Origin of the sequence: Maribacter algicola, assembly GCF_003933245.1 — a bacterium.
Taxonomy (GTDB): Bacteria; Bacteroidota; Bacteroidia; order Flavobacteriales; family Flavobacteriaceae; genus Maribacter; species Maribacter algicola.
Genome location: NZ_QUSX01000003.1, coordinates 119,825 through 138,196 on the forward strand (window position 1 = coordinate 119,825; position 18,372 = coordinate 138,196).

The window sequence follows — 18,372 nt, forward strand, 5'->3', positions numbered from 1 at the left end:
TAGGTTTCCTTACTTTCTTTTAATGGTACCGGATATATCCCCTATTTTCTTGCCAACCTCACCAAACTCCTTTTTAATGTCTTTGGTGATACCGGAATCTATACTACTCTTTACATCATCGATATCCTTTTGAATATCCGTGATGACACTGGTGTCTATTCCCTGCTTATCGGCACTGCGCTGTATTTCCCTTTTGATATCATCCGTGGCATCTCTCAATTGTCTCATGCCCTTACCCAATCCCTTGGCGATACCAGGAATTTTATCTGCCCCAAAAACCATCACCACTATAAATAGGATGAAGAATATTTCGGCACCACTTATGAATAAAAAATGTATTGAAATCATACTACAAATATAATCAAGTTTGGATGCGCAATAAAAAAGCCCTGTTCTTTAACAGGGCTTTTTCAAAATAAATCTTGATTATTTTCCTTTGATGTTTTCCTTGAACTTGTCAAAGTCGTTTTGTTCCTCTTTTTTAGGCCAAGAATTGTTGGTAGTGTCTATATCCGCTGTTTCCATTTTTGGATCCACAACGATACCAGTTAACTCTGTAGAAGAAGAAACTACAATGCTCACCTCGTCATCGTTCTTTCTCCAGATTTCCGCAGGATAGGTGATGTTTTGTGTAGTACCATCGGCATAGGTATACTCCACGATCAAGGGCATGGGGATGCCTCCTGGCTTATCATAGGTAATCTCATAAAAATATTTTGGCTCTTTCACGGCCGCCCTTTCTTCAGCGGTCATATTGTCCATCATAAATTCCTTGAGTGTTTGCGAACTTTCGGAGGGCGATTTTCCTTTCAGATTAGGGTCAAAGTCCTCGCTGTCTTCTTCGGCCAGATAAACCATGGGTGGCAAATCTGCCTCCGTGATGTTGCGGGCGGCCATATATTCCTGCATTTTCTTGGTGGGTTTGTCCGTCACGTAGTATTTCTTGATACCTTTTACACCAATGTCCACATAATCCGTGGTATAAAACCATCCTCTCCAAAAATAATCCAAGTCCACGGCGGAGGCATCTTCCATCGTCCTGAAGAAATCCTCTGGGGTTGGGTGCTTGAACATCCATCTTTGGGCGTAGGTCTTGAAAGCATGGTCGAACAATTCCCTTCCCATCACGGTTTCCCTCAGGATATTCAACGCTGTAGCTGGTTTTGCATAGGCATTTGGACCTAACTGGTATACGTTCTCCGGATTGGACATGATGGGCGAAATGGTACTTTGGTCCCCACTCATATAAGGAACTATCTTCGCCGGGTCGCCCCTTCTAGAAGGGTATTTATCGTTGGGAGCGATGGCTTCAGGAAACGCTTCCCCAAATTCCTGTTCTGCCATGTACTGCATAAATGTATCAAGACCTTCGTCCATCCAGCCCCACTGACGCTCATCGGAGTTCACGATCATGGGGAAAAAGTTATGTCCTACCTCATGGATAATTACGCTCATCATCCCGTATTTCACCCTATCCGAATAGGTACCGTCCTCATTGGGCCTACCGTAGTTCCAGCAAATCATGGGATACTCCATTCCTTGATTCTTAGCATGAACGGAGATGGCCTTGGGATAGGGATAATCAAACGTGTGTGCGGAATAAGACCTCAACGTATGGGCAACCACCTTGGTGGAATAATCCTCCCATAACGGGTTTCCCTCCTTTGGATACATGGAAACCGCCATCACGTCCCTATTTCCTATTTTGACAGCTTGCATATCCAAAATGAACTTTCGGGAAGTTGCAAAAGCGAAGTCACGAACGTTTTCAGCCTTAAGCTTCCATGTCTTAGTCTTATTTGAAAAGCCCTTTTCTGCGGCTTCCACCTCTTCCTGTGTTACAATGATTACGGGCTTATCATAGGATTTTGTTGCCTTCTCATAACGCTGCATCATTTCTTTGGAATAGACCTCCTTTCGATTCTGGAGTACTCCGGTACCGTCCAGAATATGATCTGCGGGTACGGTAATATCTACCTCATAATTCCCAAAGGTAAGGGCGAATTCGCCACTACCCCAGAACTGATGGTTCTGCCATCCCTCCACATCACTATATACGGCCATTCTTGGAAAAAACTGGGCAATTACATAGGCACGATTACCATCCTTTGGAAAATATTCATAGCCTGAACGAGCACGGTTAACGGTATGGTCTGGAATGTTGTAGTTCCACTTAACGGAAAAGGTATATTGCTCTCCACTTTTTAATGGTGTTGGAATATCCACGCGCATCATTGTAAAATTGATGGTATATGGCAATGCTTTTCCAGAAGCATCCTTCACATAATCGATATTGAAACCACCGTCAAAAGGCTCTCCCATATATTTCGAGGCAAAACCATCCGGTTGCTCTGCCAAGGGTACGCCCCCACCGTTTCTCAAAGGTGCCTTTGAATCCTTGGCACGTACATTCTGGTCCAACTGCAACCATAAATACTCCAAATCATCCGGAGAGTTATTGGTATAGGTGATAGTTTCCTCGCCAAAAATCTTGGCATTCTTATCGTCCAAGGTAATATCCATTACATAATCCGCCTGTTGCTGATAATAATCCGGACCAGGTGCACCCGATGCCGAGCGATAGGTATTAGGGGTCGCAAATTCCTCATACAATTGCTTGAATTTGCTCTGATTGTAGTGGCCTGGCTCCCTTTTCTGTTGTGCTTCCTCCTGTGCAAAGGATATAGCACCCACAAAAAATAAAAGCGAGGCAAAAGTGTGCTTGAATATTCTCATTTTAATGTTCATTTTAGTGCGCGGGAAATTAAAGTTTTTTAAAGAATTTCTTAACGTACGTTACAAATTTAACATTCCTTTAGTATCGGATTTCACGAGGACAAAACTCTTTTTTTGGCCTTTGATCTTAAAGTGGACCACGTTTTGTTGATCATCGAACAAATCCGTTAGCACCTCATTGGTAATAGCAATGCTGGAAACTTCCGGGAGGTTGATTTTGGGGACCTCTATATAACAGATGACCATATCCGTATCATACTTCTTGCCCAAAAAGGTATAATCTACCTTTTTGCCATCTATTTCAACGATAAATTTGGAACGCAGATATTTTTCCAAATACTCTAGGTCCAATTCGGACTCCGATTTAGTACCCAATTTTGAAGCAATCCCGTATCGCTCTTTCAAAACTGCGTTCATATCGTCCAAAAAAACACGGGTTATGATTTGTAGGGCATCCTCCTTTTCCGAATAACCAACGTTGGTGACGCTAATATAAAATTTATGAGCCGCCGTAAAGGCGAACAAGAGCAACAGTACCAGGAACAGCCCCTTTTTTAGATGTTTCATTTTTTTTATTTAGTCATTCCTGTACAAACGATATGCCAATAATCCTGCTAGTCCAATCCATTGTTCTTTCTATAAACCAAACTTCTCCGCTCAAGATATTCCCAAATCCGAATCAGGTCATGGGTATCCACCACCGCTTGAAAGGCGGAATCCACCTCACAAAAATAGAAAAAGTCATCGGTCCTTTCCTTGGGAATTTTCAGTTCCGTTTGGTAGAGCGAATCCGCATAAAATTCACGGACTCGTCCTGTCCGGTCATACAAATTATCGCGCGCTACCCGCTTTTTCAGCATTTTGGTCCTTCCGGATATTCCATTCAAAATGGGGTTCAAAGGTATACCAATGCTTCCCGAGGTGGCCTCGTACAATTCCCGCTCCGCCTTGGTAGGAACCTTTACGTAAGCGTTTGGCAGTCCCAAGGTGGAAGCGGTTACTACGGGCTCCGTATTTAAAATTTTCAGGTCCTTGGAAATATCCCCGGATAGGTTATACGGGGTGACGACCACCTCGTCCAATTCTTCCAAGGCCTCGTCCAAGGGCACTTCAATGGTTGAGCTTGCAAAAATGGCGGGCGTGACCACAATGTGCTTTTTCTTGAACTGCACGGCCGAAAAAATCAGGGTATCGTTCAAGTGCACCGGAATACTAAAAAAGCCATTGATATCCGTAATACCGGCCTTTTGTGTGGTGATGTTCAACACATGGGTAGCCGCCACGTCACCGTCCTTGCTTGTGACCCTACCTTCTAAATTTTTGGTTTTCCCGGTTTGCGAAAAAACCAAAACGGGAAAAATGAAGCATAAAAGGAATTTACTCCTCATTCAAGGTTTCTCGGAAAGATTTACTCAGATTCACCAGGGAATCGATCAATTGAAATTCATTCTCTTTACGTAACAGGGACCTTGCCGGTAATTTTTGGTCGCAATAGGTCAAAAAAGGTTCTATCTGGCTTTGTTGCAATTGAAGGTCCTCTATAAAAAAACGATTGTCATAAACCCTTCTAAGGACATCGCTTACCGCTACCTGCGGACCTTCGTCCGGGGCATCTGCCTTGGCCTTGAAGATGGCCTTAAAGATGTTCACAAAGTTAAGTCCGTCCTGCATGCCACGGTCCGTTTGGGAAAGGGCGATATTTTCAACTTCCGTGCCCCTGTCAATTTCATATTCCACCTCTTTGAACTCCTCGTTCCGCAATTGCAAAAAGCGCTCCTCGTTTTCGGGGGTGACGACCACTTCGTCCAATTCTGTAATCTTCTCGTTTACCGATACGATTATCCTGTTTTTCTCCAGGATTTCTGGCGTAATTTTCACTATCTGGTATTGGTAGTTCACGGCCGTAAATACAAGCTCGTCCCCTTCCTTTACGCGAATGGCAAACTCGCCGTCCTCATCCGTCTCCGTGGCCTCTTCGCTGGTAGAGTTGATCACATATTCGTTGGGAACATCCACGTTTTTATACAAAACATGTCCGTAAATAAGTCTTCTCCCATCATCCTGGGCGTACAAAAAAAAGGTGAAAAGAAACAAAACCGATGCTAGTAAGTTCTTGGCCATAATGTATTTGTATGAACTTGACAAAGATAGGCAAGTCCTATTTAGTGAAGATAAAGTACGTACATGTACCGATTTTAAAAAAAATCCGACAAATAAACTTTTGTTAATTTCTTGTACGTACTTCAAAACACGTATTCAAGATGGTGCACTCTAAGAGTTTACTACACTCATTTCAACCGATTTAACATACATTTTGTCCTAAAGAGCTATCATTTTAACGCTAAAAAAAGGTTTGGCCTATAGATAATCCTATTTTTGTTTTCCCACTATTTTCAAGTCAAATAGCACTATATGAAACGTCTCTTAATACTCTCCTTTGTTTTGTGCATGGCAACCATGGCAGCCTTTGCACAGATTAAAATTGGTGACAATCCCCAGAACATTGACCCAGGCTCCTTGTTGGAACTGGAAAGCAATTCTAGGGTATTGGTCATTTCCAAGGTGTCTACTGAACAAATGGAGGCCATTGCCCCACAGCGCGGGGGTATAGTGTACAATACGGATACGGAATGTATCCACTATTTTGATGGTGCCCAATGGGTAAATCTCTGCGATGCCGTAAGCTTTACCCTTACGAACGATCCCATTGAAAACCTTAGAAGCACCATCGCCATTACCCAAACCCAAGGCAACTACAATCTGGAAGTAGCCACCAATAGTATACGTACGGAACAAATTGCGGATGGCGGCATCAACGGTGTAGACATACAGGATAACTCCATTGGAAGGAACAAACTGGGGGATGCGGCTGTTGGCCCGGATGAACTGGCCACGGAATCCGTGGATTCTGATGCCATCATAGATCGTACCATTTTACCAAGGGACATTGCTTCCAGCGTTCCCAATCACGTGCTCGCTACCGATATTAACGGGGTGGTATTGTGGCAGGACCAGAACGACGTTTATGAGCTTAGTTTTGACAAGGATACCAATACCTTGGCCATTGTGCCTGGGACGGGCTTAGGGAGCAACAGTATCAATTTGGAAGCTCTGGTGGGGTCAGATGATCAGGAAATTGAAGTGTTTAGTTTTGATCCTGTCAATAATATTATAACGCTTACATTGGAAGATGGAGGAACAGAAACTGTCAATCTTAGTAATTTAAGCAATAGCGGAACGGATGAGCAGGATTTAGGCACAGCCACATTACTAAATGAAGAATTGACAATTAACATTGAAAATGGAAACCCTACTACAGCTGACCTTAGTGATTTTGCTACCGATGTTAGCTTAAGTACAGGTTTAGCCTTAAAAGAAGATGTATCGAATAAATCCAATGAAACTACACTTGGAAATTCCACCACTTTATATCCAACTCAAAATGCGGTCAAAGTGTATGTAGATACCGAAATTGCGGATATAGTTACTTCCGGAGGAAGCGACCCTATAAATGAGCAAAACTTGACTTTTGAAGTCGCAGGGGGGGAGTTACGAATATCTGATATTGCAGGAACACTAGCAGTTCCCTTGACCGATATAGATACAAATACCCAATTGACCGATGCCGATATAACAGCTTTAGGATACATAAAAACGGATCTTGACGAACAAAATTTGGCACAAGTCTTAACTCAAGGAAATAATGCAGGTGGAAACGCCATAATCGGTTTGGATAATTCCACCGATCCTACCTCAGCAGCTACCAGAGGCTATGTGGATGCGAATTTAGGAGGCGCCCAAGATTTGGCAGATGTATTGGGAAATGGAACGAGTGCAGGAAATAATCAAATAAATGATTTATTGGACCCCACTGACCCTCAAGATGCGGCAACCCAAAATTACGTTGAGACAAGAATAGCCACCATTCTAGGAGCCGGAGGTGCTGACGGAGTTGTTACGGCAATAACGCCCACTGCTATAGGATTTGATGTAACAGGTTCAAATGGTGGCTTCAATGGTAGTTTAGACCTTGATGCAAATTTTGTTACAGAAACAGAATTAGCATCGATTAATATTGTAAGTACTGATACACCTAATGCCATCACAACAGGTTTGGATGGGGGTGCTGTGTATAATGATACTCCAATAACTACAGCTCTAACGGCAAATACAGCAGCTATTGCAACAATAAACACTAGTCTATTGGGTAAGGAGGACGCCGCAAATAAATCAACTGATGGTACTCTGTCTGATAATTCAGATATAGAATTTCCAACTGAACAAGCCGTAAAGACTTATGTAGACAACCAGATTTCAACTATACAAAACGGTAACAATTTAGGCAACTCAAATCTAACGCAAGCTGCTGAAGACAGAACATACGATCTTAATAGTCAAAATTTGATCTTTACCGGGCTAGGAAATGTTGGGATTGGAAATGGTGCCAATCCTCCTCAAAACAAATTTCACGTTGCTGGAGAAATAAGAGTTGAAGGAGTTAACTCAGCCGATGGTACACTTGCTAATCCAGCCTACACATTTTCCGGGGACACTAATAATGATACTGGACTTTACAGACCCGCAGCTGATGAAATTGGTTTTGCTGTTGGTGGAGTTGAAGCATTAAGAATGGAGGAAGATGGAGGCAATACGAACGTTACTATATTTCAAAGTCTAACCTTGGACAACCTGCTTTTGGATAAAGATGGTGATGCCGGAACGCCGGGCCAAATATTATCTTCAACAGGTACACAAACGGACTGGATTGATGCTCCCACTGGAGGAACCGTAAATACTGACGCTACGCTTACAGGCGATGGGCAAACTGGAACGCCTCTTAGTATCGCGGACAATTCAATAAATTCTGCAAGGATAGCGGATGGCACAATCGCCAACGAAGATATCGCTGCAAACGCCATTGAAACAGCCAACATTCTGGACGCCAATGTCACAGAGGCCAAAATCGCTCCCGGTGCAGACGGGGAGGTATTGACCACAGCAGGTGGAGTCGCCACATGGGCGGCACCGACCGCAGGTGCGGTAATCTCAGATGCCACACTCGATGGAGATGGACAGACTGGCACACCATTGAGCATCGCAAACAATTCAATAACCTCGGCAAGAATAGTCGACGGGACAATCATAAACGCAGACATCGCAGCGAATGCCATTGAAACGGCCAATATCCTTGACTCAAACGTTACCGAGGGCAAGATTGCGCCAGGGGACGACGGGGAGGTATTGACGACAGCAGGTGGAGTCGCTACATGGGCGGCACCGACCGCAGGTGTAGTAATCTCAGATGCCACACTCGATGGAAATGGACAGACCGGCACACCCTTGAGCATTGCCGACAACTCCATAACCTCGGCAAGAATAGTGGATGGGACAATCGCCAACGCCGATATCGCAGCGAACGCCATCGAAACGGCCAATATCCTTGACGCCAATGTCACCGAGGCCAAAATCGCTCCCGGCGCGGACGGGGATGTACTTACCACGGTAGGGGGTGTCGCCACTTGGGCCGCACCAACGGCAGGTGCCGTGTCCACGGACGGAACCACGATTACCGGGGACGGCAACGCAACCGACCTTTCAGTGCCAATAGGAGGAATCACAACGGGCCAAATTCTAGATGGCACTATCGCAAACGCTGACATCGCAGCAAACGCCATTGAAACAGCCAACATTCTGGACGCCAATGTCACAGAGGCCAAAATCGCTCCCGGTGCAGACGGGGAGGTATTGACCACAGCAGGTGGAGTCGCCACATGGGCGGCACCGACCGCAGGTGCGGTAATCTCAGATGCCACACTCGATGGAGATGGACAGACTGGCACACCATTGAGCATCGCAAACAATTCTATAAATTCCGCAAGAATAATTGATTCTAGTATTAACGCGGATGATTTAGCTGATGACTCCGTCGAAACTGCTAAGATTTTAAATGGAACCATAATAAATGAAGATATAGCTCCTGGTGCAGCCATAGATGGTTCGAAAATCAATCCTGATTTTGGAGGAAATATAATAACTACAACTAGTAACATTCAAACAACCGGAGCTGGTAATTTTGTGGCTGCAGGGGCTGGTTCTTTTTTCAAAGGAGCAGTTGATCAGCATCCAGATTATGTATTTGAAAAATATTTTAAAGGTTTTTCAATAATTGATCCATCTTATAATTTCATTACCTTAAATGAAATTGAAGAATTTTTAAGGAAGAATCATCACTTGCCAGGTATTAAATCGGCAGAAGAAGTTAGAAAGGATGGTATTTGGGATTTGGGAACTTCCAACCTTCAAAACCTTGAAAAAATAGAAGAACTCTTCCTCCATACCATAGAACAAGAAAAGAAAATTGAAACCTTACAGGAGGAAAACCAAGCACTTTCCAAGGAATTGGAAGCGTTAAAAATCCAAGTGGAGGCCATCAAAAAAATGCTCTCCAAAAAAGAATAACCCATGAGAATCCTTGTTTTCATATCGGTACTTTTTGGGTTGGGAGGACTTTCTGCCCAAACCGCCCTGTACAATATCGGGAACCTCCGCATCCATGACGGGGGCAATCTGGGTTTTCATACAGACCTCATCAATGAGGCTCCCTTTGATGAAAACCGCGGACTTGTGGGTTTTTACGGGGATAACGTCTCGGTCTTTGGCACTGTGGTGCCGCTGTTCTTTGATGTGGAGGTAGCGGTAGAAAATGACCTTATTCTCACTTTGGGTTTGGATACTGGCAACAACACCAATTTCATTTTCGGGGATGTGTTTACCCCAAAGACGAACCCGGCCGTGTACTATAACTTTTTGGCCGATGCCTTTTACAACGGGGAGGGCAACCTTCAAAAAATAAACGGCTATGCGGCCATCACCAACAAACAGGATTTTATGTTTCCCGTGGGGAGCAACGACGCCTTGCGGCCCCTGACCTTGAATTCTGAAAGCGTAAATCCCTTTGCCAAGTGTGCTTATTTTTTCCAGAACCCGGGTACACAGTCGGTCATACCGGGCAACTTCAACATTGAGACCTTGGACGTAGACATTGCCGCCGTTTCCAATATGGAATTTTGGCGCTTGGAGGGCAGTGTTCCCTCCACCATATCCATTTCATGGAACAGGGACAGCAACATGGCCAACCTAACCGATGATGCCACCACCATCATTCCCGTGGGGTGGAGCAAAGTGTCCCAAAGGTGGATCAACTTGGAGGCCACTTTTGTTACGGGCGATTTGGAACAGGGGTTTACAACTTCGGCCACCTTTGTTCCCAACGATTATGAAATCGTCACCCTAGGGGTGTCCCAAATACCTTTTGAACCTTTGGAAAAAGAGGTGCTTACCTTGGACAACTTTTTTGTTTCGCCCAACGGTGACGGTATCAACGACCGCTTTTTTGTGGAGGAGTTGGCGGAATCGCCCAACAACATGGTGCGGATCTACGACCGTTTTGGGCTAAAAGTTTTCGAACAGGCGAACTACGTGGATGAATTTGACGGTTTTTCCAATGTTGGCAACATAGTCTTCGGTCGGGAAGATGGTCTACCTGTAGGTGTCTATTTTTATACGATAGACATGTTGGACCTTGGTTTAAAGTACCAAGGTTTTCTTTACCTGGCTAGATAGGTTTTATCCCATTACCTGGCGCACAATTAGATTCTGATAATGGGTAATATTTCGGGGTTATAGAACGTTATGTATTTATTGCGTTGTTCGATGAAAATCGGTCCGCACACTATTTTTAAGTAATTTTAGTGGGTATCCTTAACCCATCGGAAAAAAACAAAAAATGAAGAGAAGATCCTTTATCCAAAAAAGTAGCGGAGCGGCCTTGGGGCTTTCCTTGCTTCCAAACCTTATCATGCAGGACATGGGCTATTCCACAGCGGAATTGATGGGAAAGGCGAATATCGAACTTTTTGGTAAGGACATCAACCTTCGAAAAGAAGCGCACGACGCATTTTTGGAAATGAAAAAGGCGGCCTATTCAGATGGTATCGACCTTAAAATTGTTTCCAGTTTCCGGGATTTCAGCAGACAGGAAGGCATTTTTGAACGCAAGTACATTACCTACACCGATGAAGGTATGGAACCCATGGCTGCGGTTGAAAAAATAATCGAATATTCCACCATTCCAGGAACCAGCAGGCATCATTGGGGCACGGATGCCGATATTATAGACGGCTATAGAAAGGTGGACGGCGATGTGCTCGATCCGGAAAAATATGGTAACGGCGGTCCTTATGAGGACTTTAAGTTATGGATGGACGAGCATTCAGAAACCTACGGTTATTACTTGGTCTATACGGACGACCCAAAAAGAAGGGGATTCAAATACGAACCATGGCATTATAGCTATGCCCCCTTGTCCATTCCCATGTTGGAAGCTTATAGAGGAATCAACATAGTGGCCCTACTAGAAAAAGAGGATTTTTTTGGCGCCGAAAATTTTACACGGGCCTTCCTACGTAGTTACATCCAAAACAATATTTTAGACATAAATAGGGCACTTCTGTAACTCTTTTGTATCTTAGGTTCTACTATAGAACACTAACATCATGAGAAGAGGAAGTTGGAAAATCCGAATCTTTATCGGTTTGGCCATAGTGGCCTTTGCATTTATACAAAAATGCAACAATAAGGAGGAAAACCCATATACAGGGCGTTCCCAAACCATCAACATGTCCCCGGAGCAGGAAATCGCCATTGGATTGCAAAGTGCGCCCGAGATGGCCCAACAGCACGGTGGGCTCTACCCCGATGAAAAATTACAGGCCTTTGTGGATGCCGTTGGCAACCGGTTGGTAAGCAGCAGCATTGCCAAGGAAACCCCTTATAAATACGACTTTCACCTATTGGCCGATGACCGGACCATAAACGCCTTCGCCTTGCCGGGTGGACAGTGTTTCATTACCTACGCCCTTTTTTCCCAATTGAACGAGGCCCAGCTTGCCGGGGTCTTGGGCCATGAAATAGGGCATGTCATTGGCAGACATTCCGCGGAAAGAATAGCGGAAAGTACCTTCTGGCAAACCGTCACCATGGGTGCTTCCGTTGGTGCTGATATGGGCGATATTGTGGGCAGCATAGGGCAAAATACCCTGCTTACCAATGGAAGGGATGATGAATTGGAAAGTGACGAACTGGGCGTATTATTTATGATACAATCAGGTTATGACCCCAATGAAATGATCAAGGTCATGGAAATACTGAAGGCGGCCGCCGGTCCAAACCGCGTTCCGGAATTTCAAAGCACGCATCCAGACCCAGAAAATAGGATAGAAAAAATTAGGGAAGCCATTGAAAAATATAGGAACGAAGGTTAAACGTTAAATTTTGCGTATAATCGGATTTATATACTCATTGCCCTATCCTTTTTACTATATTTATGACTCCCGAATCGCTTTAACTACTAAAATTTGACCCTTATAGCTTTGATTTAGTAATGTATGCCAAAGGTTTTTGGTATCTAAACAAGACACTATAATGGGAACACTGACACACTTTAAGAATCTTTATGTTGGCGCATTTGAAAATTGCAAACCGGAAATATTGGTGGTGATCTTAAAGGTCTACTCCGTGTTTTGCGCCTTGATGTTATTTATGGCCGTATATGCTTTCATGCATAGGGCATTGAACGGTTTTGAATTTTAATGGTTGCTCTTTTACTTGAACACTATAGAGCGTACATTTTAAATAAAAAAGCCCATCGAAATCGATGGGCTTTTTTTCTAATTCAAATAAACACCCTAAAAAATTAAGAATTGGAATCCAAGACTTTCAAAACTTCAGTGGCCTTGGACATTTCAGCATACTCCTTTACCGTATAGCCTTGGTCGCTCTTGATGTTCAAATTGGCCTGATTCAGTAATAATACTTTTAAAACTTCGGCCTTGTTGTACCTTGCCGCATACATAGCAGGAGTCATTCCCAAGGACTTTTCGTTTACACTTTCACCAGTGGCGAGCAAACTTCTAACTTTGTCCACGTCCCCTTGCATGGCCGCTTTGCATAGTGAATTGATATTATCGTTCATAGGCGCTACGATTTCATGATTGGTAATGGCTTCTAAATTGACGTTTGCATAGGAGCTTGAAAAACTCAAAACCCCTAGAGAAACAGTTAGTAATATTATTTTTTTCATAATTAGACTATTAAATTATTATACAATTTTATTATATCCGTAAAATTAAGTATCCTATATTAGGAATTTTATATTTTAAGAAAACAATAATAAAAGATTAACAAAGACCCGCTTTTCCTTAACAGTGCTTTCCCGCTCAGAATTCCCAACCAGGAAAATGTTGCTGTAAGTCCTCCTAATTTCCATTGGACCGGCCTGAAGGACTATCCAACATCAAACAACCTAAAAAAAGGCCTACTCCTTCAAAATCCGGAATGGGCCTTTCGTCTTTTGATTGATGGTTTCTAAAATCTTAACTGCCCATAGCGCTTTCCAAAACAGCGAGTGCATCGGAGGCATTTGAGAGTTCGGCATATTTACTTACCGAAAAACCTTGTTTACTCTTAATTTTCAAGTCTGCACCATGGTCAATGAGCAATTGGAGCACTTCAGCCCTATTATAGCGCGCCGCAAACATGGCAGGTGTCATACCCAAGGATTTTTTGTTGATGTCTTCCCCTAATTCTATCATTCGCGCTACCGTTTCAATATCGCCCTGCATGACAGCCTTGCAAAAAGAACTAATATCATAGCTCGTTTTGCCGCTCTCCAAGACGCTGTGATTTTTGATGGATGTTTCGTTGGCCATAAGACCCGTGCCCATGAACAAAGCCGCCATGGACAACGTTAGGATTGTTTTTTTCATGATGAATGAATTTTAATTGATGAATAGATTGTTCTTATATAATTATAGACGGGCCTTATGAGCATATGTTACAGGATTAACACTTATATAACTAAATTTTAACAATAGCCATAATTTAGATTGGAGACTTTTGACAAATTCATATTATGGTTTAAAAAGAGTCTAGATGTATTAGTTATACTTAGGGAATCCTATTATTTTTGACGAACACTATTTTACGACCCAAGGATGAACAAGAAAGTTATATTAATGATATTGGACGGATGGGGAAAATCCCCAGATCCCAACGTTTCTGCAGTTGACAAGGCCAACACGCCTTTTATTGACAGTTTGTACAAGAAATACCCCAATGCCAATTTACTTACGGACGGCATGAACGTAGGGCTTCCAGAAGGACAAATGGGCAACAGCGAGGTAGGGCACATGAACTTGGGGGCCGGTAGGATTGTCTATCAAGACCTTGCAAAAATCAATTTGGCAGTAAAGGAGAATTCCCTTAAGGATGAACCGGCACTGAAGGATGCATTTGCCTACGCGAACCATAATAACAAACCTGTTCATTATCTAGGTCTCTTGAGTGATGGCGGGGTACATAGCCATATAGATCATTTGAAGGGGCTGATAACCGCAGGATTTGAATCTGGAGTAAAAAATATGTACATCCATGCCTTTACGGATGGCAGGGATGTAGATCCCAAAAGTGGCAAAGGATTTTTAGAAGATTTGGTTTCATTTTGTCCTGGAACTAATGCGCAATTGGCAACTGTAGTAGGAAGGTATTTTGCCATGGACCGTGACAAACGTTGGGAACGCGTAAAAAAAGCCTATGACGTAATGATCAATGCCGAAGGTGAAAAATCCACAAATATTGTTCAAAGTATACAGGATAGTTATGACAATAACATTACAGATGAATTTGTGGAACCCATCGTAATGGTAGATGACTTGGGCAATCCTATAGGTCAGATCAAGGATGGCGATGTGGTCATATTCTTCAATTTTAGAACGGACAGGGGCCGCGAACTTACCCAGGTGCTCAGTCAGGAAGATATGCATGAACAAAATATGCACAAACTAGATCTTTACTACGTAACCATGACGAACTATGACGATTCCTTCAAAGGCGTCCATGTAGTATACGACAAGGAAAATATAAAGGAAACGTTGGGAGAAGTTCTTGCTAATGCAGGAAAGAAACAGATACGGATTGCGGAGACGGAGAAATATCCCCATGTGACGTTTTTCTTTAGCGGTGGACGGGAAGTACCCTTTGAGGGTGAAAAAAGGCTTTTATGTCCCTCACCGAAAGTGGCTACCTATGACCTTCAGCCAGAAATGAGTGCCTATGATATTAGGGATGCCATTGTTCCCGAACTGAAAAAAGGTGAGGTAGATTTTGTATGCCTAAATTTTGCGAATCCGGATATGGTTGGACATACAGGGGTTATGGAAGCCGCTATAAAAGCTTGTGAAACCGTGGATACTTGTGCAAAGGATGTCATCACCGCCGCTATAGAAAATGACTATTCCGTGCTGGTCATAGCGGACCATGGAAACTGTGAAACCATGGTAAACCCGGATGGATCTCCAAATACGGCACATACCACAAATCCTGTTCCGCTTATTCTAGTGGACAAGGACATTAAAAACATTAGGGACGGAGTACTGGGTGATATAGCCCCAACCATTTTAAAACTCATGGGTGTGGCAAAATCCCCTTATATGACCCAAAAATCATTGGTGGATTAGCCAATTCCAAAATAAGCGTACTTTTGCAGTTATGGTAAAAATAAAATCGGCGGAAGAAATAGAACTCATGCGTGAAAGCGCCCTGATTGTGTCAAAAACCTTGGGCATGTTAGCTTCTGAAATAAAGCCCGGTGTCAATGCCCTTTACCTGGACCAATTGGCGGAAACCTTTATACGGGACCATGGTGCGGAACCTGGATTTTTAGGTATGTATGATTTTCCCAATACCTTGAACATGAGTCCAAACGCCCAAGTGGTACATGGTATTCCAAATGCTGAGCCACTAAAGGAGGGCGATATCATTTCCGTGGATTGTGGCGCCTTGAAAAATGGATTTTATGGAGATCATGCCTATACTTTTGAAGTTGGAGAAGTGGCTCCTGAGGTAAGGCAATTACTGAAGGTTACAAAAGAATCACTGTACATAGGAATACGCGAATTCAAAGCTGGCAATAGGGTTGGCGACGTAGGTTTTGCCATTCAAAATTATTGTGAAAGCCATGGCTATGGTGTGGTACGTGAACTTGTAGGCCACGGACTGGGCAAGAAACTTCATGAAAGTCCGGAAATGCCCAATTACGGAAAAAGAGGACGTGGAAAAAAGTTCGTCGAAGGTATGACGGTGGCCATTGAACCTATGATCAACATGGGAACAAAAAATATAAAACAACTCAAGGATGGCTGGACCATTCTCACGGCAGATGGAAAACCAAGTGCTCATTTTGAACACAATGTAGCCATCGTAAATGGAAAACCGGAGCTGCTCTCCACCTTCCAATATATTTATGATGCATTAGGTATCGTATCTGATGAGGAGGATGAGTTTAGACAGACAAAACTTCAATCCTAATTATTGTCAAAAAGTAATTTAGAGGATAACCGATTTCTATCTGAATATATCAACCATCGTTTTTCCGATAGATGAAGAAAATTTTTAAATTTTTTCTAAACATTATACCAAGGCCCCTTCTTATTAAGATAAGCTATTTGGTTCGACCTATATTGTCATTTTACTACTCAGGGAATAACTACCAAGATCCCATCGACGGCAAAAAATTCCGTAGTTTCTTGCCTTATGGTTATGAAAACCCCAGGGAAAATGTGCTTTCCCCCTCTACCCTTTCTTTGGAAAGACATAGACTTTTGTGGCTTTTTTTGAAAAACGAAACCAATTTTTTTCAAGATAACCTAAAGGTATTGCACTTTGCCCCAGAACAGGCTTTTTATAAAAGATTTAGAGAACTTAAAAACCTGGATTACATTACTACCGACCTAAATTCCCCCTTGGCCGATGTAAAAGCCGACATTTGTAATCTACCTTTCGAAAGTAATAAATTTGATGTCATTTTATGCAATCATGTTTTGGAGCACATTCCAAACGATACCAAGGCCATGGAGGAACTCTATAGGGTTTTAAAACCAGGTGGTTGGGGTGTTTTTCAAATACCGCAGGATTTAAATAGAGAAATTACCTTTGAAGACAATTCCATAACGGACAGAAAAGAAAGGGCCAGATTATTCGGTCAATACGACCATGTAAGAATTTATGGAAAGGATTATTTTGGAAAGTTACGATCCGTAGGTTTTCAGGTATTTGAAATCGATATGACCTCTTATATGCCCATGGAGGAAATTGAAAAATATAGATTGGCTAAAGGAGAAATTATTCCTTTGGTTAAAAAATAACTATTCTACCAAAAGTTCCTTAAATCCTTTGGTAAGAAATTCTTGGGTAACTCCTTTTTCATCCAAATAAATAATATAAGCTTCAAGGTCCTTGTTATAGTTTATAACCTTAAAAGCTTCGTGTAAATCCATGGCCATAAATGCAGTGGCATAGGCATCGGCCGTGGCACAATTATTGGCTAAAATAGTGACCCCTAACGTATTGGAGTTCTTAGTATAACCTGTAATAGGATCAATAGTATGTACATATTTATTGCCTGTAGTACTATCCACCCTATATTTTCTATAGTTCCCTGAGGAGGCCAGGGCCTTATCGGACATGTTTATCAATAGCTTCAATTGTCTACCTTCTTCTGCTTGTGGATCGTCAATACCCACGACCCAAGGCTTTTCCTTTTCCAAATTTATTCCCTTTGCAACCACTTCACCGCCTACTTCCACCAGATAATTTTGAATGCCTTTCTGATCAAGCATAACCGCCAACCTATCTATGGCATATCCTTTGGCTATGGCATTAAAATCAAAATAGATATTGGGATTATCCTTAACGATTCTATTCTGCGGAGTAAGCGAGACCTTATTGAACCCTACATAACCCAACAAACTATCCACCGCCAAGCTGTCCATAGCGATTTGTTCCCCGGGACCGAAGCCCCATGCATTGACCAGTGTGCCTACGGTTGGGTCAAAATACCCCCTTGTTTCCTTATAGACCTTTCTTGAAAGCTCAAAAACTTCCCGGAACATATTATCCACAACGACAAGACTATCGCCCCGATTTATTTTTGAAATATCTGAATCATGAATATAGGTCGATAAAGATCGATTTACAGCGGTAAAAACAGAATCAATATTTTTTCCTAAATCCAACTCCTCGCTTGCTAGATATATAATATTGAAACTCGTACCAAGTGCCTCACCCCTTGTTTGATTTCGTACAATCCCTTTATTACAGGAAAAAACAAAAAGTACTCCTGCCAAACAAATCCATTTCCTCATTATTCAATTTCTATTAATCCTTCATAATCCACAATATACTCTTCGTTAAGGTATACCGGCAAATTGTAATCCTTTGCATTCACCAAACCCACGGGCGCATAAAAGACTTTAGCCTCAAATTTTAATGCATGATCCCTCATTTTATATAAATCAGCCCTAAAAAAATCCAAATCCAAGGGGTCACCGGGGTATTCGATCGCCTTTACCACAACAAAACTCATCTTCTTTTCCTTGATACAAACGAATTGCGGATTTTTTCGAAGTTCGCTATTAACTGCCAAGAATTCGTACCCATCACCCTCCAGTTGCTTTCCTACCAAATTCATGGCCAAATTATGAAGTTCCTGTTCTGTTAATGGTTTCATTGTTTCAAACT

Annotated in this window: 17 protein-coding genes; 8 read left to right on the forward strand and 9 right to left on the reverse strand. The window is 42.6% G+C overall.

Annotation, left to right across the window (positions count from 1 at the left end):
- Positions 1-9: 9 nt before the first annotated feature.
- The 5 genes from DZC72_RS15465 to DZC72_RS15485 form a co-directional block, all read right to left on the reverse strand.
- Entirely contained in the window at positions 10-348 is a 339-nt protein-coding gene (locus DZC72_RS15465; protein ID WP_125223830.1) for a Sec-independent protein translocase subunit TatA/TatB, read from the reverse strand.
- Between the two features lie 78 nt (positions 349-426).
- A complete protein-coding gene (locus tag DZC72_RS15470) occupies positions 427-2,736 on the reverse strand; it encodes a M1 family metallopeptidase (RefSeq protein WP_125223831.1) in 2,310 nt (769 codons plus the stop codon).
- Between the two features lie 60 nt (positions 2,737-2,796).
- On the reverse strand, positions 2,797-3,303 hold the full coding sequence (locus tag DZC72_RS15475) for a DUF6702 family protein (RefSeq protein WP_125223832.1): 507 nt from the start codon (positions 3,301-3,303) through the stop codon (positions 2,797-2,799).
- Between the two features lie 47 nt (positions 3,304-3,350).
- The gene (locus DZC72_RS15480) at positions 3,351-4,124 is read right to left on the reverse strand and encodes a hypothetical protein (protein ID WP_125223833.1); all 774 of its coding nucleotides are present in this window, start codon (positions 4,122-4,124) and stop codon (positions 3,351-3,353) included.
- Positions 4,114-4,857 (reverse strand): carboxypeptidase-like regulatory domain-containing protein, encoded by a 744-nt coding sequence (locus tag DZC72_RS15485; RefSeq protein WP_125223834.1) that lies wholly within the window; start codon positions 4,855-4,857, stop codon positions 4,114-4,116. Before DZC72_RS15485 ends, DZC72_RS15480 begins: the two co-directional genes overlap by 11 nt.
- A gap of 291 nt (positions 4,858-5,148) precedes the next feature.
- Between DZC72_RS15485 and DZC72_RS15490 the strand changes: the two genes are divergently transcribed.
- The 5 genes from DZC72_RS15490 to DZC72_RS17850 all read left to right on the forward strand — a co-directional run bounded on the left by DZC72_RS15490 (position 5,149) and on the right by DZC72_RS17850 (position 12,387).
- Positions 5,149-9,195 carry a bZIP transcription factor gene (locus DZC72_RS15490; RefSeq protein WP_125223835.1) on the forward strand — a complete coding sequence of 1,349 codons (4,047 nt, stop codon included), beginning with the start codon at positions 5,149-5,151 and terminating at the stop codon, positions 9,193-9,195.
- Positions 9,196-9,198: 3 nt separating this feature from the next.
- Entirely contained in the window at positions 9,199-10,359 is a 1,161-nt protein-coding gene (locus DZC72_RS15495; RefSeq protein WP_125223836.1) for a gliding motility-associated C-terminal domain-containing protein, read from the forward strand.
- Between the two features lie 163 nt (positions 10,360-10,522).
- The gene (locus DZC72_RS15500; RefSeq protein WP_125223837.1) at positions 10,523-11,251 is read left to right on the forward strand and encodes a M15 family metallopeptidase; all 729 of its coding nucleotides are present in this window, start codon (positions 10,523-10,525) and stop codon (positions 11,249-11,251) included.
- A gap of 40 nt (positions 11,252-11,291) precedes the next feature.
- Complete coding sequence (locus DZC72_RS15505) at positions 11,292-12,059, forward strand: M48 family metalloprotease (RefSeq protein WP_125223838.1); 768 nt, start codon at positions 11,292-11,294, stop codon at positions 12,057-12,059.
- A 160-nt stretch (positions 12,060-12,219) separates the two neighbouring features.
- Positions 12,220-12,387, forward strand: a complete 168-nt coding sequence (locus tag DZC72_RS17850; RefSeq protein ID WP_165776593.1) for a DUF6747 family protein — start codon at positions 12,220-12,222, stop codon at positions 12,385-12,387.
- A 103-nt stretch (positions 12,388-12,490) separates the two neighbouring features.
- Here the strand turns inward: DZC72_RS17850 and DZC72_RS15510 are convergent, their stop codons facing one another.
- Positions 12,491-12,877 carry an ankyrin repeat domain-containing protein gene (locus DZC72_RS15510; RefSeq protein WP_125223839.1) on the reverse strand — a complete coding sequence of 129 codons (387 nt, stop codon included), beginning with the start codon at positions 12,875-12,877 and terminating at the stop codon, positions 12,491-12,493.
- 292 nt (positions 12,878-13,169) lie between these two features.
- Positions 13,170-13,562, reverse strand: coding sequence for an ankyrin repeat domain-containing protein (locus DZC72_RS15515; protein ID WP_125223840.1), 393 nt, complete (start codon positions 13,560-13,562; stop codon positions 13,170-13,172).
- Between the two features lie 228 nt (positions 13,563-13,790).
- On the opposite strand from DZC72_RS15515, the gene gpmI reads away from it, so the two are divergent.
- From gpmI to DZC72_RS15530, 3 genes are all read left to right on the forward strand, one after another.
- Positions 13,791-15,311, forward strand: coding sequence for a 2,3-bisphosphoglycerate-independent phosphoglycerate mutase (gene gpmI / locus DZC72_RS15520; RefSeq protein ID WP_125223841.1), 1,521 nt, complete (start codon positions 13,791-13,793; stop codon positions 15,309-15,311).
- A gap of 31 nt (positions 15,312-15,342) precedes the next feature.
- The gene (gene map, locus DZC72_RS15525; protein WP_125223842.1) at positions 15,343-16,161 is read left to right on the forward strand and encodes a type I methionyl aminopeptidase; all 819 of its coding nucleotides are present in this window, start codon (positions 15,343-15,345) and stop codon (positions 16,159-16,161) included.
- A gap of 71 nt (positions 16,162-16,232) precedes the next feature.
- The gene (locus DZC72_RS15530; protein ID WP_125223843.1) at positions 16,233-16,997 is read left to right on the forward strand and encodes a class I SAM-dependent methyltransferase; all 765 of its coding nucleotides are present in this window, start codon (positions 16,233-16,235) and stop codon (positions 16,995-16,997) included.
- On the opposite strand, the gene DZC72_RS15535 is transcribed toward DZC72_RS15530, so the two are convergent.
- Positions 16,998-17,996 (reverse strand): FAD:protein FMN transferase, encoded by a 999-nt coding sequence (locus tag DZC72_RS15535; RefSeq protein WP_125223844.1) that lies wholly within the window; start codon positions 17,994-17,996, stop codon positions 16,998-17,000. It lies immediately after the preceding gene.
- Positions 17,996-18,361 carry a Na(+)-translocating NADH-quinone reductase subunit F gene (locus tag DZC72_RS15540; RefSeq protein ID WP_125223845.1) on the reverse strand — a complete coding sequence of 122 codons (366 nt, stop codon included), beginning with the start codon at positions 18,359-18,361 and terminating at the stop codon, positions 17,996-17,998. The genes DZC72_RS15535 and DZC72_RS15540 overlap by 1 nt, the downstream gene beginning before the upstream one ends.
- Positions 18,362-18,372: the final 11 nt, after the last annotated feature.